Raw genomic sequence first — 14,834 nt, 5'->3', positions numbered from 1 at the left:
CGGTCGCTTCGGGGTTAGTCTGGTGTCAATGACAGCAGTCGATCTCGGGTTTCCCCGTGTCCCCGGTACACGAGGGCGTCCCAGCGTGCCCAGGCCGGACAACCCCGCTCTGATCGACACCTTCGGCCGCGTGGCGACCGACCTGCGGGTGTCGCTCACCGACAAGTGCAATCTGCGCTGCACCTACTGCATGCCCGCCGAAGGGCTCGAATGGATGCCGAGCGCGGACGTGCTGACCGACGACGAGCTCGTGCTCCTGCTCCGGATCGCCGTCGAACGGCTCGGGATCACCGACATCCGGCTCACCGGCGGCGAACCGCTGCTGCGCCAGGGCCTGGAGAAGATCGTCGAGCGGGTCGCGGCACTCGAACCGCGGCCGCGGCTTTCCATGACCACCAACGGGATCGGGCTCGCGAAGCGCGCGAAGTCGCTCGCCGACGCGGGGCTGGACCGGATCAACGTCTCACTGGACACCGTCGACCGCGCGCTGTTCGAGACGATCACGCGTCGCGACCGGCTTTCGCACGTGCTCGCCGGCATGGCCGCGGCGCGGGAGGCCGGGCTGGACCCGGTGAAGGTCAACGCGGTGCTGATGCGCGGGCTGAACGAGGACCAGGCCGTGCCGCTGCTGAAGTTCTGCCTCGCCGAGGGCTATCACCTGCGGTTCATCGAGCAGATGCCGCTCGACGCGCAGCACGGCTGGAACCGCGCCGACATGATCACCGCCGAGGAGATCCTCGGCATGCTCCGCGAGGAGTTCACACTGTCGCCGTTCCCCGCCGCGCGGGGCGGGGCGCCCGCCGAACGCTGGCTGGTCGACGGCGGACCGGGCGACGTCGGCGTGATCGCGTCGGTGACCCGTCCCTTCTGCGGCGCCTGCGAGCGGACCCGGCTGACCGCGGACGGCGCGGTGCGCTCGTGCCTGTTCAGCAACGACGAGACCGACCTACGCGCCCTCGTGCGCGCGGGCGCGCGCGAAGAAGAGGTGGCGGACGCGTGGCGGGCGACCATGTGGGGCAAGCTCGCCGGGCACGAGATCAACGAGGCCGGGTTCGCGCAGCCGATCCGGCCGATGAGCGCGATCGGCGGCTGACATGGTGACCATCGTGGTGCGGTACTTCGCCTCGGCCCGCGCGGCCGCAGACCTCGACGAGGAGAAGGTGACGCTGCCGGACGGCGCCCGGGTCGCCGATGCCGTCGCCCGCCTGCGTGAACTCCACCCGGAGAAGCTGGCGAAGCTGCTCGACGCGGTCTCGTACCTGCTGGACGGTGTCGCCGTGCGGGATCTCACGCGGCCGCTGACCGAGGGCGCCGAACTGGACGTCCTGCCCCCGTTCGCCGGCGGCTGACCGCCGTTGCCCCGCTGCCCGCGCAGGTGCCTGCCGGGTGTGTCGCGAAAGCCACTTTCGCGACGTCCGATGTCCTGAAAGTGGCTTTCGCGACACGATCGCCAGGGTCACATCGCCCCTGACCTGCGTGAACGGCGAAAGTGGTAGCAAAGGTCCCTTGCTCGCCGTCTCGAGTTCACCATCCGGTCGCCGAAGCAGCCGAGGATGCGCCAGTGATCACTCCCCGCCGTATTCTCGCCGCACTGCTCGCCGCGGTCACCGCCACGAGCCTCGCGACCGCTCCGGCGTCCGCCCACGAACGCGGCGTCCGGCCGCTGGCGCAGGCGCACAGCCACAACGACTACGAACACGCCCGTCCGCTGCACGACGCGCTCGACCAGGGCTTCACCAGTGTCGAGGCCGACATCTTCCTGGTCGACGGGCAGCTCCTGGTCGCGCACGACCTCGCGGACACCCGCCCGGACCGCACCCTGGAGTCGCTCTACCTGGAGCCGCTGCGCGAGCGCGTCCTGGCCAATCACGGCGTCGGCGTGTACCGGCAGCGCGCGGAGTTCCAGCTGCTGATCGACGTCAAGGGGGACGCGAACAGCACCTACGCGGCACTCGAGAAACGTCTTTACAACCCGCGTTACTCCTTCCTCTTCTCCCTGTACGCATTCGGTCACGTGAAGAAGCGGGCCGTCACCGCGGTGATCTCCGGCGGGCGTCCCAAGGACGTGATGCTCGGGCAGCGGTTCCGGCTCGCCTTCTACGACGGCCGGATCAGGGACGAGAACGACCTCGGCATCGGCTCCGACCCGCGGGTCACGCCGCTCGTCTCGGACTCCTGGAGCGGCCTGTTCACCTGGACCGGTGACGGCCCTTTCCCCGCCGGTGAGCGGGCGAAACTGCACGATCTGGTCAAGCGGGCCCACGCGGCGGGTCAGCGCGTGCGCTTCTGGGCCACGCCGGACGCCGCCGGGCCCGGCCGTGACGCGTTGTGGAAAGAGCTGGTCGCCGCCGGGGTCGACCACCTGAATACGGATGACCTGCCAGGGCTGGCGAACTTCTTGAGGTCTCGCTAAAGTGCGCGGCCCATTCGCGCGCGAAGGCGCACGAATGGGCCAGTCATCCCTTAATCCACGTGATGCAAGCCTCACGATCCGTGAATTATCTCGGTCAGGAAACGGCCAGATAACGGCCCGCTGACCTGCATAAACAGCCGAATCGCCATGGGTTGCGTGCTGTTACTGTGATGTAGGTCACGGCTCGAATAATTTCCGATCAGGCCGTTCGTTACGTACCGTCGCTTTTCGGTTGGCCCCGACCGACCACGCAACACCGGGAACCCGTAGCGCCGAGCCCTGTCCAACGGATTCCCGGACCCAACCCCGAGCGAAAGCATTTCCGGACAGGGACGAGGGGACCGAGCCGACGCGTCGTGCGTCAGGCGGAGTCAGCCGGCCTGAGACGGCCGGCCAGGACCCACGGGTCCTTCCCTCAGCACAGACTCGTAGGCGCAGGGAGCGAGATTTATTCACATGTCTTACCGAGGCAAGCACCGCAAGATGTCCGCCGCCACCCGTCACATCGCCCGCGTCGCCATTGCGGGTGTCGCGGTCGGCGCTCCCCTCGCAATCGCCGCGACCCCCGCGTCGGCGACCAACTGGGACGCCATCGCGCAGTGCGAGAGCAGCGGCAACTGGAGCACCAACACCGGTAACGGCTACTACGGTGGTCTGCAGTTCTCGCAGAGCACCTGGCGTGCCTACGGTGGCACCGGCAGCGCGCACAACGCCACGCGTGAGCAGCAGATCGCCGTCGCCGAGCGGGTCCTCCAGGGCCAGGGCATCGGCGCGTGGCCGCACTGTGGCAAGAAGGGCGGCTCCGCCAGCCCCGCCAAGGCCAAGTCGAGCGCCCCGAAGGCCACCAAGAAGGTGACCCCGAAGAAGTCGACCGCTCCGGTCACCAAGCAGCAGGCCCCGGCCCCGGCCGCCGCCAATGTCGCGAACTCGAACCCGGCGGGTGACTACACCGTCGTGGCCGGCGACACGCTGTCGAAGATCGCTTCCAAGTTCAACGTCCAGGGCGGCTACCAGAAGCTGCAGGAGCTGAACAAGGAATACGTGCCGAACGCCGACTTCATCGTCGTCGGCCAGAAGCTCGCCACCAAGTGAGCTCTTGAGCACCGGTAAGTCGTGACGCCCGCGGGATTCCCCGCGCGGCCACGTCACGACTGACAAGGCCCCACCGCGCCATTCCCCCGGCGGTGGGGCTTTGTCGTGTCCGCGCCCGTTGCGGGCTGAAAGCGCCCTTCACCTCGTCTGACGCGGTGAAGGGCGCTTTCGTCTCATCGCATGCGGGGAAAGTCCCCTTCAGCCCCCTCCTACGGCGAGTTGACCCACTCGTCGCTGCCGTCGCTGAAGTGCTGGTGTTTCCACACCGGCAGCCGCGCCTTGACCTCGTCGACCAGCTCCGAGCAGGCGGCGAACGCCTGCCCCCGGTGCTCGGCCGCCACGGCGCACGCCAGCGCGACGTCACCGATGGCCAGCGCGCCCAGCCGGTGGCTGACGGCGACCGCCCGCACGCCCTCCCATCTGCCCGAGAGATCCGCGACGACCTCCGCGAGCACGTCGGCGGCGCTGGGGTGTCCTTCGTAGGCGAGCCGGTCCACCGACCGGCCGCCGTCGTGGTCCCGCACGACCCCGCCGAAGGTGACGACGGCACCCGCGGCCGCGTCGTCCACCAGGCGGGCGTGCTCTTCGACCGAAAGCGGCTCGTCGACCACCGCGATCCGTGCGACCCGAACGCTCACTGCTGTGCCTCCCGTGGGTGGTCGCCGCCCGCCAGCTGGTCGACGGCGTGGTCGAGGATCCCGTCCAGTACTCCCAGGCCGTCCTTCACCCCGCCACGCGAGCCGGGGAGGTTCACCACCAGGGTCCGGCCCGCGACGCCGGCGACACCGCGCGAGAGGACGGCCGTGGGCACCTTGGGCAGTCCGGCGGCGCGGATCGCGTCCGCGACGCCGGGGAGTTCGTAGTCGAGGACGGCGCGCGTGACGTCCGGGGTGCGGTCCGTCGGCGAGATGCCGGTGCCGCCAGTCGTCACGATCACCTGCACCCCGGCCGCGACGGCGTCCCGCAGGGCTTCGCCGACGGGTTCCCCGTCCTCGACGACCACAGGCTCCGGCACGTCCCAGCCCCGTGCGGACAGCCAGTCCGTGATGACCGGGCCAGTGGTGTCCTCGTAGACACCCTTCGCGGCGCGGTTCGACGCCACGATCACCCTCGCGGCCCGGTTCACGGCCGCTCCCAGGTCCCGGTCTTGCCGCCGTCCTTGCGGATCAGGCGGACGTCGTCGAGGGTCGCCGCGGGATCGACGGCCTTGATCATGTCGTGCAGGGTCAGCCCGGCGACGGCGACGGCGGTCAGCGCCTCCATCTCGACGCCGGTCCGGTCGTTCGTCTTCGCGGTCGCGGTGATGTGCACGGCGGTCTCGTCGAGGACGAACTCGACCTTCACCCCGGACAACGCGATCTGGTGGCAGAGCGGGATCAGCTCGGGCACCTTCTTCGCACCCATGATGCCAGCGATCCGGGCGGTCGCGAGCGCGTCGCCCTTGGGTAGCCCGTCCGTCGCCAGCAGGCCGAGCACCTCGGCCGTGGTGTGCACGGTGCCGCCCGCCAGCGCGGTGCGGGCGGTGGGCGTCTTGCCGGAAACGTCGACCATACGGGCGGCACCCGTATGGTCGACGTGGCTGAGTTCACTCACGCCCAGCAGGCTAGTCCTCAGAACATCCGCTGCTTCGAGCGAACCTCGTCGAGCGCCTTCTCCCGTTCCCGCCGCTGCTCCGGCGTCATCGAAGCGAAGAGCCCGCCCTTGTCCGCGGCGCAGGCCGTGTCGCGCGCGGGGCGCTTGCCTTCCACGAAGAACCGGTTGACGGCGTTGTTGCCGCAAGCGTTCTCGTCGCTCAGCCAGACTCCGTGCCCGCCCTCGTCCACGGTCACGATCCGCGCCCGGTCACCGAGGGCGCGGCGCATCTCCTTGGCACCGCTCAGCGGCGTCGCCGGGTCACGAAGGTTCTGCACCATCAGGATGTTCGACGGACCCCGGTCGCCGATCCGTACCGGCGGCTCGATCGGCTCGGACGGCCAGTACGCGCAGGCCCAGATATTCGCCCCGGCGGCGCCGAACATCGGGTACTTCACCCGGTCCTTCGCGACGTTGCGCTGGTAGGTCGCGACATCCTCGGGCCAGTCCGCGTCGTTGCAGACCACGTGCAACTGCCCGGCCAGCAGCTGCGCCGGATCGATCTGCTGGGCCTGAGCGGTCTGCTCCACGGTGCCTTCGGTGTCGAGCGCCTGCCACTGCTGCGCCAGCACCGGGAAGGAACTGGTCGCGTAGAGCGCGCCGAAAGTGCCCATGCGGAACGCCGCGCCGTCGACACCGGGGACGGCGCCGCCGTCGAGTTTGGCGACGAGTTCGTAGAACTTCGCCGTCACCTGCTGCGGAGTGCGGCCGAGCCCGTAGCTCGCGTGCCGCGCCGCCGCCCATTTCGCGAAGTCCGGGAAGCGGTCCTCGAACCCCTCCGCCAGACGGCGCGAGGTGACCGGATCGAGCCCGCCGGGGCCGGTCACGCTGTCGATCACGACGCGATCGGTCTGCCGCGGGAACAGCGTCGAATACACGGCGCCGAGGTAGCTGCCGTACGAAACGCCGTAGTACGAGAGCTTCTCCTCGCCGAGGGCTTCCCGGATGCGGTCCATGTCGCGGGCGGTGTTGGCCGTGGTGATGTACTGCAGGTTCGCGGCGGTCGCCGAGGCCCCGCACTGCTTCGCGATGCCCTCCACGTACTTCGCGCGCTCCGCCACCGCCGCCGCGTCACGCGCGTACGGCGGGACGTTGCTCACCTGCTGCTCGGGCTTGAGATCGCAGGTGACCGGCGTGCTGTGACCGATCCCGCGCGGATCGAAGCCGATGATGTCGTACGCGTCGAGCACGCTCGACGGCATGCCCGCCGCGCGCAACCCGGCGGGCATGGTCAGCCCTGGCCCGCCGGGGCCTCCCGGGTTGGTCAGCATGATCCCGCGCCGCTTCGCCGGCTTCGTGCTGGCGAGTTTCGAAACGGCGATGTCGATGGTGTTCCCGCCCGGGTTCCGGTAGTCGAGCGGGACCTTCAAGGTGGCGCACTGCACGCCGGGCGCGGCCACGTCCTCCGGACACGGCCCCCAGCGCACGGACGAAACCGCGGCGGACGCCGTGGCCGGTACGAGTACCGCCATGGTCACCGCCGCGGCCGTGAGTGCCCCGATCCTGCTCAGGACAGAGCGATTCATCCCCAACCCCCGTCATGATCGACTTCTTGGTCGGGGTCGAGCCTATGAGCGGGCCAGGCGCGGAGTCGTCACCCTGAAGTCGGCCACGAGGTCGGCCTCAGTGATGACAAGCACTCCGAATGGAGCAAGGGACCTTTGCTATCGCTTCCGGCACGGGGTCTCCCCAAGGGCGCCCCGCGCCCGACGGAGACTTCACCGCCGAGCGCCCTATTTCGGGCCGAAGGCCCACGGAAACACGATGAAGGGGCGCCCTCCGCTCCCCCGTGAGGTGGATGCGGAACCGGCGCCCCTTCGGCGGGTTTCCGTCAGCGCTCGGCAGACTTCGCAGCCTTGGCTGCTTTCTTCACCGCGTCCGCCACGGCGGGGGCGACGGCGTTGTCGAACACGCTCGGCACGATGAACGAAGCGTTCAGCTTGCCGTTGTCCACGACGTCCGCGATGGCGTCGGCGGCCGCGAGGAGCATCGAGTCGTCGATGTGGTGCGCCTGCGCGTCGAGCAGCCCGCGGAAGACGCCGGGGAACGCGAGCACGTTGTTGATCTGGTTCGGGAAGTCGCTGCGGCCGGTGGCGACCACGGCGGCGTGCTTCTGCGCCTCCAGCGGATCGATCTCCGGGTCCGGGTTCGCCAGCGCGAACACGACGGCGTCGGACTTCATGGTCGCGACCTGCTCGGCCCCGAACAGGTTCGGCGCGGAGACCCCGATGAACACGTCGGCACCGACGAGCGCCTCGTGCAGCGTGCCCGCCTGCTGCTCCTTGTTCGTGTGCGCGGCGATCCAGGTGAGGTTGTCGTCGAGGTTGCCGCGCGCGGAGTGCACGATGCCGTCGATGTCGGCGGCCACGATGTCGCCCGGGTTCTTGCGCAACAGCAGGCGGATGATCGCCGAGCCCGCCGCGCCGACGCCGCTGACGACGATCTTGCAGTCTTCGATGTTCTTCCCGACCACGCGCAGGGCGTTGCGCAGCGCGGCCACCACGACGATCGCGGTGCCGTGCTGGTCGTCGTGGAACACCGGGATGTCGAGCTGCTCACGCAGGCGCTTCTCGATCTCGAAGCAGCGCGGCGCGGCGATGTCCTCGAGGTTGATGCCCGCGTAGACCGGCGCGAGCGCCTTCGCGATCATGATGATCTCTTCGGTGTCCTGGGTGTCCAGGCAGACCGGCCACGCGTCGACGTCGGCGAACTTCTTGAACAGCGCCGCCTTGCCCTCCATCACCGGCAGCGCGGCGGCCGGGCCGATGTTGCCCAGCCCCAGCACCGCGGAACCGTCGGTGAGCACCGCGACGGTGTTGCGCTTGATGGTCAGGCGGCGCGCGTCCTCGGGGTTCGCCGCGATCGCCTGGCAGACACGGGCGACACCCGGCGTGTACGCGCGGGAGAGGTCGTCACGGTTGCGGAGCGCGACCTTGGGGCTGACCTCGATCTTGCCGCCGAGGTGGATCAGGAACGTCCGGTCGGAGACCTTGCGCACGCGGACACCCGGCAACGAGTCCAGGGTCTGCGTGATGTCCTGCGCGTGGTTCTCCGAAAGGGCGTTGGCGCTGATGTCGACGACGATCGAGTCGGGGTGCGACTCGACGACGTCGAACGCGGTCAGCACGCCGCCGACCCGGCCGACGGCGGTCGTCAGGTCACCCGCCGCGGTGGACGACGCGGGGGCCTCCACCCGGACGGTGATCGAATATCCGGGACCGGGAACCGGCATGGCACTACCCCCGCTGAGGAACGCTCGAATAGGTCGATCGGAAACCTACTCCCGTGACGACCGCCACGAACCCTCGCAGGGGGTGACTGACCAGTAACTTCTACCGGTTGATCTCGGTCTCGGGGTGCACGTAAGGCACGCTCTCGAGCGGGAAGGTCACGTCGCCGAACGGGGACAGCGCACCCTGCCGATCGGACGCGAGCTCGGTGACGGGGTGCTCCCCGTCTTCACCGGGCCACGTGGGGTCGATGCCCGCGCGCTTCTTGTTATCGCCCTTCGCCACAACGTCCTCCAGAGCATGGTCAAGCGTTCTCGGGGGACAGTCTGCCCGAACGCGGCTGCCGGGCCACCACCCGCCCGGTATCCTGGTCCTCTATGCCCGCGCCCTCCCTGGCGGACTGGCTGCGCCAGGAGTCCGACGACGCTCTAGCGGCACTGCTGCGCACGCGTCGCGACCTGTCCACGCCGCCCCCGTCCGACACCATCGTGCTCGCCACCCGGGCAGGCACGCCGGGCTCCGTCGCGCGCGCCTGCGAAGACCTCGGCACCTTCACGCTCGCCGTCCTCGACGCCCTGCTGCTGGCCGGGGCGGACGCCGAACCGGTCGCCGCGGCCGAGGTCGCGCGGCTCGTGGGCAAGGAGATCGGCGAGCCGCTGGCGCTGCTGCGCAAGCGGGCACTGGTCTGGGGTGAGGACGACGCGCTGCGCGTCCCGCCGTCGGCCCGTGACGCGCTCGGCCCCTTCCCCGCCGGACTCGGGTCGTCGTCGCCCTCGCTCGCCGGAGCGGATATCGAGGCCGCGCTCGCGGAGGTCGGCGAGGACGAACGCGCCGTACTGACGACGCTTGCGGCCGGGCCGCCGATCGGCCGGACCCGTGACGCGGCGGCCGACGTCCCGCTGGAGCGGGCGCAGAACCCGGTCCAGCGCCTGCTCGCGCGCGGTCTGCTGCTGCGCCGGGACGACCAGACCGTCGAGCTGCCGCGCGAGATCGGGATCGCGCTGCGCGGCGGGTCGGTGTTCGACCCGGCGTCACTGCGCGAACCGGAACTCCCCACGCATCCGCATCAGCCGTCCACAGTGGACACGACGGCGGCCGGTGAGGCGATGGAGTTCTTGCGCCAGACCGAAAGCATGCTTCGCGCGTGGTCGGAGACGCCACCGCCGGTGTTGAAGTCCGGCGGTCTCGGGGTCCGCGAGCTCAAGAAGCTCGCCAAGGATCTCGACGTCGACGAGACACGGGTGACCCTGCTCGCGGAGATCGCCGTCGGCGCCGGGCTGGTGGCCGACAGCGAAGCGACCACGCCGGAATGGGTGCCGACGACGCTCACGGATTCGTGGCTCGCGTCGCCGACCGCGCAGCGCTGGATGACGATCGCCCAGGCCTGGCTCGAACTGCCCCGGCTGCCCGGGCTCGCCGGCGGGCGGGACGCGAAGGACAAGCCGATCGCGCCGCTTTCGGAGGACCTGCGCCGTCCGCTGGCACCCACGTCGCGGCGACGGATCCTGCTCGCCCTGGCCGCTCTTCCCGAGGGCGCGTGCGTGAAGAGCACCGACGAACTGGTCGCCGCGCTCGCCTGGCGCGCGCCGCGGCGGGGCGGGCGGCTGCGCGACGAGACCGTGCGCTGGACGATGGCCGAGGGGGCGGCGCTCGGCCTGATCGGGCTCGGCGGCCTCACCACGGCGGCACGGGCGCTGCTGGCCGAAGACAGGCCCGGAGCGGTCGAGGCGATGATCGACGCGCTGCCGCGTCCGGTGGATCACGTCCTCGTCCAGGCCGACCTGACCGTGGTCGCGCCCGGGCCACTGGAGGCCGAACTCGCCGCCGAGATGACCGCCGTCGCCGACATCGAATCGGCCGGGCACGCGACCGTCTACCGGATCACCGAGACGTCCGTGCGGCGCGCGCTCGACACCGGGCGGACCGCGGGAGAGCTGCACCAACTGTTCTCGACACGGTCGGCGACGCCGGTGCCGCAATCGCTGAGCTACCTGATCGACGACGTCGCCCGGCGGCACGGGCGGCTGCGCGGCGGGGCCGCCGAGTCGTTCCTGCGCTGTGACGACGCGTCGCTGCTCGCCGAGGTGATGGGCAGCCCCGTCGCGACCGAGTACGGCTTGCGGATGATCGCGCCGACGGTGCTCATCAGCGCGTACCCGCTCGCCGAAGTCCTCGACGCGCTCCGCGCCGCCGGGTTCGCTCCGGCCGCCGAAGGCCCCGACGGACGCGTCATGGACATCAGGCCGTCTGGACGTCGCCTGCCCGCGAAGGCGCGTGCCGCGCGTCGTGCGCCTGGCGAGCCTGCCGGGCTGACCGACGAACAGGTCGGCAAAATCGTCGCGCATGTCCGGGCCGGCGACGCGGCTTCGGCACGGCGCCGGGGCGAGACGGTGCGCGCGCCGCAGGGTGGCGGCGCCGGGGACACGTCCGCGACGCTGGCGCTGCTGTCCCAGGCGACCATCGAGCGCCGTGAAGTGTGGATCGGGTTCGTCGACTCACGCGGGACGGCGAGCCAGCGGGTGGTCCGGCCGCTGCGAGTCGGCGCCGGGGTCCTCGAAGGGACCGACAACGAGCGCTACCCGCTGCACCGGATCACGTCGGCCGCCCTCGTCGAAGACTGACCACACCGCGCGTTTAGTCCTCTGAATGCGCGACGGCAGCTACGCGAGCTGCTCGGTGCGGAGGTCCTTCAGCACCACCGACATGGCCTCGCCGTGTGTCGGCCAATCCGGCGTCCCGATCCCGACCGAATGCAGGGCGGACCGGACGGCGGCATGAGCCTTCGCGATCGCGTGCGAGAGATCGTCGCCGGAAACGTCGGCCTCGATCTCCATGACCGCTCGTCCGCCATCCGCGGAGACCGCACTGTCCACGAATCCGTCGAGACAGCGTTCCTGCTCGAGCAGCGCTCGCATCACCTTGTCGCAATAACCGAAGAGATCACCATCGCCGTCGGCGATGAACACCCAATGCGCGTGAACCGTCACAGCCATCAGTAACCCCCTTCGATCTGGTAGCAAGGTTGACGAAGCAGCCAGGAGATCGCGTTCTTCCCGTAGTTGGCACCGCTCGGCGTCAGATGGATCCAACGCTGATGCTGCCCACAAGGACATCGGACGGTGTAGTAGGTCGGCGGATCCAGAGGACTAAATGCGGACGTCAGAGGGCGCGCAAGCCTTGCAGCACCCGCTCCATGAAAGCCCGCGAAGAAGAGTCGCCGAGGATCAGCTCCGTCTGGTGGATCAGCACCAGCCCGGCGTCCGCCATGTCGCCCACGAGCACCTTCACCACGCCCAGCGGCAGCCGCAGATGCGCGGCGATCTCGGCGATCGACCGGGTGTCCAGGCAGAGGTCGCAGATCTGGCGGTGCTCGGGAGTCCGCACGCCGCGGTACCGGCGGCCGTCCTCACTGGTCGACACCAGCGCCTCCAGCGCCAGGTCGTGCGCGGTGCGGGTGCGCCCGCCGGTGCGGGTGTAAGGCCGGACCCGGGAGCCCGAAGTCGGCAGATAGACCGAAGCGGGTGCGACGTCAGCGGGTGTGGGACGCGGCGGCGACTGACGGATCGGCGAAGGCATCGACGGAGGCGCGGGAGGCGGCTCCGGCGGCGCGGCCGGGCGCCGCGGCATCACCGTGCTGATCGAGCTCAGCTCGAAGCGGCTCGGCGAATCGAAGGCTTCGCGTTCGGTGCCCTGGTAGAGGGAGTCCCAGCCGGACGGTTCCGGTTCGGTGAATCCGGTGATCTTCATCGGTCACCCACGTACGCCGCCCTGGAGCTGCGCGCGCAGCTCGGGCGTGATCTGCTGGCCGACCCGCTCGACGAGCAGGGTCATCTCATAGGCCACGGTGCCGATGTCACAGGTCGGCGCGGCCAGCACGGCGAGTGACGAGCCGTCGGCGACCGACATGAGGAAGAGGTAACCGCGTTCCATCTCGACGACGGTCTGGTTGACCCCGCCCGCGTCGAAGCAGCGCGCCGCGCCGGCGGTGAGGCTGATCAGCCCGGAGGCGACCGCGGACAGCTGTTCGGCCCGTTCCTGCGGCAGTCCGTCCGACGGCGCGAGGAGAAGCCCGTCCGCGGAGACCAGCACGGCGTGCGCCGCACCGGGAACCCGGCGCGCGAAATCCGTGATGAGCCAGCCGAACGAGCTTTGCTGCCCGGATGCCGTCACAAGTCCCTCCTCGCTGCTCAAGACCACCTGGGCGGCGTGGTCCGGGCGTCTCCCGCCGACCTGCACCGATCCCGGTACCGTCGAGCCGAAAGACGCCTCCACCCAGCGTATTCGTCCCGTCGATCGTGTCGAGTCCGCCACCCGGCCACCGGAGTTAACCGAATGTAAACGTCCAGCCGCTCACCGCGTCGACCCATCACGAACCACGCATTCGTGGGTCACCCCGTGGTGGCCGGGTGCGACCAGGGGTGAACCGGTGTCCGCGCAGGTCATCGGCGTTACGGCCGCTCGAACGGGTGGCGCCGGCGCCGGATCGCGTGAAAGGGGTCGCCCTGCGGTCGATCCGGCTGGTGACGCCACTCCCCGAAGCGGGTGAAGCCTGCCGAGTTCACTCCAACGGCCGCATCCGCTCCGGGCTTTCGTCCCTTTTACCCCGCGCGCAACGCCGAATCGTGTGCGATGGCGTGCTGCACGACCGAGATCAACACCTGCTTGGCGGACTCACGTTCCCGGGCGTCACAGGCCATGATCGGCACGGACGGGGAGATCGTCAGCGCGTGCCGGACGTCCTCGATCTGGTGGTGCAGCAGCCGGTCGAAGCAGTTGATCGCCACGACGTACGGCAGCTTCCGGTTCTCGAAGAAGTCGATCGACGGGAACGCGTCGGCGAGCCGCCGCGTGTCGACCAGCACGACGGCCCCGATGGCACCGACCGCGAGGTCGTCCCACATGAACCAGAACCGGTGCTGGCCCGGCGTACCGAACACGTACAGCACCAGGTCCGAGTCCAGCGAAATCCGCCCGAAGTCCATGGCCACGGTCGTCGTCGACTTGTTCGGGGTGGCCGAATTGTCGTCGACGCCGGTACTGGCCTCGGTCATCATGGCCTCGGTGGTCAGCGGATCGATCTCCGAAACCGCTCCGACCAGCGTGGTCTTCCCCGAGCCGAATCCGCCAGCGACCACGATCTTGGCCGACGAAGTCGGTCCGGTCACCTGCGGCGCATTCGCGTCGGAGTCAAATTCTCCGAAGCCCACTGAGCACCCTCTCCATGAACTCGATACTCGGCCGGTCACCCACGTTCTGGCTGGCGGTGTGCACCAGGACCAGACCGAGGCCGGCCACGTCTCCGATCAGCACCCGGACCACGCCGAGCGGCAGGCGCAGCAGCGCCGCGACTTCGGCGACGGACCGGGTGTCCAGGCAAAGGTCGCAGATCGACCGGTGTTCGGGGACGCGTACCCGGTCGAGCACACGTCCCTGTTCGCTGGTCGAGATCAACGCCTCGATGGCAAGGTCGTACGTCGGCTTGGTCCGGCCCCGCGTGCGGAAGTACGGCCGGACCAGGCCGGAGGATTCGACGTCGGTGGTGTACTGCTCGTCGACGTACTCGTTCTGCGCCTGCTGCGGCAGTGCCGCGGCGAGCGGGTCGGCGGCGGCCGCCGCCGCCCGGCGCTCCTCCTCTTTGTCGAAGGAGAACTTGGCGAACTCGCCCGAGTCGTACAGCGGACCGCTGCCACCACCGAACAGTTCCGCCCCGGGGCCGCCGAGGAGGCGTTCCCGGTAGTCCGAAACGCTGAAATCGGCGGGTCCCTGACCCGCGTTCGAATCGGTCAGCCAGCGGGAGGCCTCGTCCGGGGAGACAGGGTCGTTGTCCGACCCCTGTGCCCGCCGCGATCGCCATTCGCGGTCGACCCGGTCCCGGAAGGACGTCCAGTCCTCCCGGCCGTCGTCACGTTCCGACCACCCGCCGGAGAAGTCGTCACCGAGCCGGCCATCGCCCCTCAAGCGCCCGTCGTCCACGGCATTCTCCTCGGTTCCCGGTCGCTCAGCGGCGGACCGACGCGCCCTGCAGCTGCGCGCGCATCTCCGGTGTCAGCTGTTGCCCCACCCGTTCCACCAGCAGGGTCATCTCGTAGACGACCAGGCCGATGTCGCTCTCCGGCGAGCCGAGGACCGCCAGGCACGACCCGTCGGACACCGACATCAGGAAGAGGAAGCCGTTGGCCATCTCGACCACCGTCTGCGCGACCGTGCCACCTTCGAACACCTTCGCCGCACCGCGGGCGAGGCTCGTGAGCCCCGACGCGACGGCGGCCAGCTGATCGGCCCTGTCCTTGGGAAGTCCCTTCGAGGAGGCCAGCAGCAACCCGTCCGCCGACACCACCACGGCATGCGCCGCGCCCGGGACCCGGTGCACGAAATCCGTGATCAGCCAGGCAAAGCTGCTCGTGTGTCCTTTACCCTGCGCCTGGCCGCCAGGCTGCGCCGGATTACCCGGCTGCATCGCACCCGCC

General features: G+C 69.9%; 15 protein-coding genes and 1 pseudogene. 5 read left to right on the top strand and 11 right to left on the bottom strand.

Annotated elements, in window-relative coordinates; all coding sequences use genetic code 11:
* Window positions 1–28 precede the first annotated feature (28 nt).
* The 4 genes from moaA to LCL61_RS09855 all read left to right on the top strand — a co-directional run bounded on the left by moaA (window position 29) and on the right by LCL61_RS09855 (window position 3,505).
* The gene (gene moaA, locus LCL61_RS09870; RefSeq protein ID WP_340686556.1) at window positions 29–1,093 is read left to right on the top strand and encodes a GTP 3',8-cyclase MoaA; all 1,065 of its coding nucleotides are present in this window, start codon (window positions 29–31) and stop codon (window positions 1,091–1,093) included.
* A gap of 1 nt (window position 1,094) precedes the next feature.
* Complete coding sequence (locus tag LCL61_RS09865) at window positions 1,095–1,349, top strand: MoaD/ThiS family protein (protein WP_340686555.1); 255 nt, start codon at window positions 1,095–1,097, stop codon at window positions 1,347–1,349.
* A 212-nt stretch (window positions 1,350–1,561) separates the two neighbouring features.
* Window positions 1,562–2,413 carry a phosphatidylinositol-specific phospholipase C/glycerophosphodiester phosphodiesterase family protein gene (locus LCL61_RS09860; RefSeq protein WP_340686554.1) on the top strand — a complete coding sequence of 284 codons (852 nt, stop codon included), beginning with the start codon at window positions 1,562–1,564 and terminating at the stop codon, window positions 2,411–2,413.
* A 456-nt stretch (window positions 2,414–2,869) separates the two neighbouring features.
* Window positions 2,870–3,505 carry a transglycosylase family protein gene (locus LCL61_RS09855; protein ID WP_340686553.1) on the top strand — a complete coding sequence of 212 codons (636 nt, stop codon included), beginning with the start codon at window positions 2,870–2,872 and terminating at the stop codon, window positions 3,503–3,505.
* A 209-nt stretch (window positions 3,506–3,714) separates the two neighbouring features.
* On the opposite strand, the pseudogene LCL61_RS09850 reads toward LCL61_RS09855, so the two are convergent.
* From LCL61_RS09850 to LCL61_RS09830, 5 genes and pseudogenes are all read right to left on the bottom strand, one after another.
* Window positions 3,715–4,631: pseudogene (locus LCL61_RS09850) on the bottom strand (molybdenum cofactor biosynthesis protein MoaE).
* Window positions 4,628–5,098, bottom strand: a complete 471-nt coding sequence (moaC, locus tag LCL61_RS09845) for a cyclic pyranopterin monophosphate synthase MoaC (protein ID WP_016337573.1) — start codon at window positions 5,096–5,098, stop codon at window positions 4,628–4,630. Before moaC ends, LCL61_RS09850 begins: the two are co-directional and overlap by 4 nt.
* A 17-nt stretch (window positions 5,099–5,115) precedes the next feature.
* The gene (locus LCL61_RS09840; protein WP_340686552.1) at window positions 5,116–6,663 is read right to left on the bottom strand and encodes an alpha/beta hydrolase; all 1,548 of its coding nucleotides are present in this window, start codon (window positions 6,661–6,663) and stop codon (window positions 5,116–5,118) included.
* A 305-nt stretch (window positions 6,664–6,968) separates the two neighbouring features.
* Window positions 6,969–8,369 carry an NAD-dependent malic enzyme gene (locus tag LCL61_RS09835; protein WP_340686551.1) on the bottom strand — a complete coding sequence of 467 codons (1,401 nt, stop codon included), beginning with the start codon at window positions 8,367–8,369 and terminating at the stop codon, window positions 6,969–6,971.
* A gap of 100 nt (window positions 8,370–8,469) precedes the next feature.
* Window positions 8,470–8,652 carry a hypothetical protein gene (locus LCL61_RS09830; RefSeq protein ID WP_007033389.1) on the bottom strand — a complete coding sequence of 61 codons (183 nt, stop codon included), beginning with the start codon at window positions 8,650–8,652 and terminating at the stop codon, window positions 8,470–8,472.
* Window positions 8,653–8,744: 92 nt separating this feature from the next.
* Here LCL61_RS09830 and LCL61_RS09825 point away from each other — a divergent pair, with 92 nt between their 5' ends.
* A complete protein-coding gene (locus LCL61_RS09825) occupies window positions 8,745–10,988 on the top strand; it encodes a helicase-associated domain-containing protein (RefSeq protein WP_340686550.1) in 2,244 nt (747 codons plus the stop codon).
* Window positions 10,989–11,027: 39 nt separating this feature from the next.
* On the opposite strand, the gene LCL61_RS09820 is transcribed toward LCL61_RS09825, so the two are convergent.
* From LCL61_RS09820 to LCL61_RS09795, 6 genes are all read right to left on the bottom strand, one after another.
* The gene (locus LCL61_RS09820) at window positions 11,028–11,360 is read right to left on the bottom strand and encodes a hypothetical protein (RefSeq protein ID WP_340686549.1); all 333 of its coding nucleotides are present in this window, start codon (window positions 11,358–11,360) and stop codon (window positions 11,028–11,030) included.
* Window positions 11,361–11,526: 166 nt separating this feature from the next.
* Window positions 11,527–12,114 carry a DUF742 domain-containing protein gene (locus LCL61_RS09815; RefSeq protein ID WP_340686548.1) on the bottom strand — a complete coding sequence of 196 codons (588 nt, stop codon included), beginning with the start codon at window positions 12,112–12,114 and terminating at the stop codon, window positions 11,527–11,529.
* Window positions 12,115–12,117: 3 nt separating this feature from the next.
* Entirely contained in the window at window positions 12,118–12,537 is a 420-nt protein-coding gene (locus LCL61_RS09810; RefSeq protein ID WP_005156190.1) for a roadblock/LC7 domain-containing protein, read from the bottom strand.
* A gap of 428 nt (window positions 12,538–12,965) precedes the next feature.
* Window positions 12,966–13,574, bottom strand: a complete 609-nt coding sequence (locus tag LCL61_RS09805) for a GTP-binding protein (RefSeq protein ID WP_007033392.1) — start codon at window positions 13,572–13,574, stop codon at window positions 12,966–12,968.
* Complete coding sequence (locus tag LCL61_RS09800) at window positions 13,555–14,340, bottom strand: DUF742 domain-containing protein (protein ID WP_192743810.1); 786 nt, start codon at window positions 14,338–14,340, stop codon at window positions 13,555–13,557. The genes LCL61_RS09805 and LCL61_RS09800 overlap by 20 nt, the downstream gene beginning before the upstream one ends.
* A 25-nt stretch (window positions 14,341–14,365) precedes the next feature.
* Window positions 14,366–14,824 carry a roadblock/LC7 domain-containing protein gene (locus LCL61_RS09795; protein ID WP_340688539.1) on the bottom strand — a complete coding sequence of 153 codons (459 nt, stop codon included), beginning with the start codon at window positions 14,822–14,824 and terminating at the stop codon, window positions 14,366–14,368.
* Window positions 14,825–14,834: the final 10 nt, after the last annotated feature.

The sequence above is a fragment of the Amycolatopsis coloradensis genome, assembly GCF_037997115.1.
GTDB classification, from domain to species: domain Bacteria; phylum Actinomycetota; class Actinomycetes; order Mycobacteriales; family Pseudonocardiaceae; genus Amycolatopsis; species Amycolatopsis coloradensis_A.
Note: the sequence above shows the minus strand (reverse complement) of the source record. Positions and strands in the feature narration are given on the sequence as shown.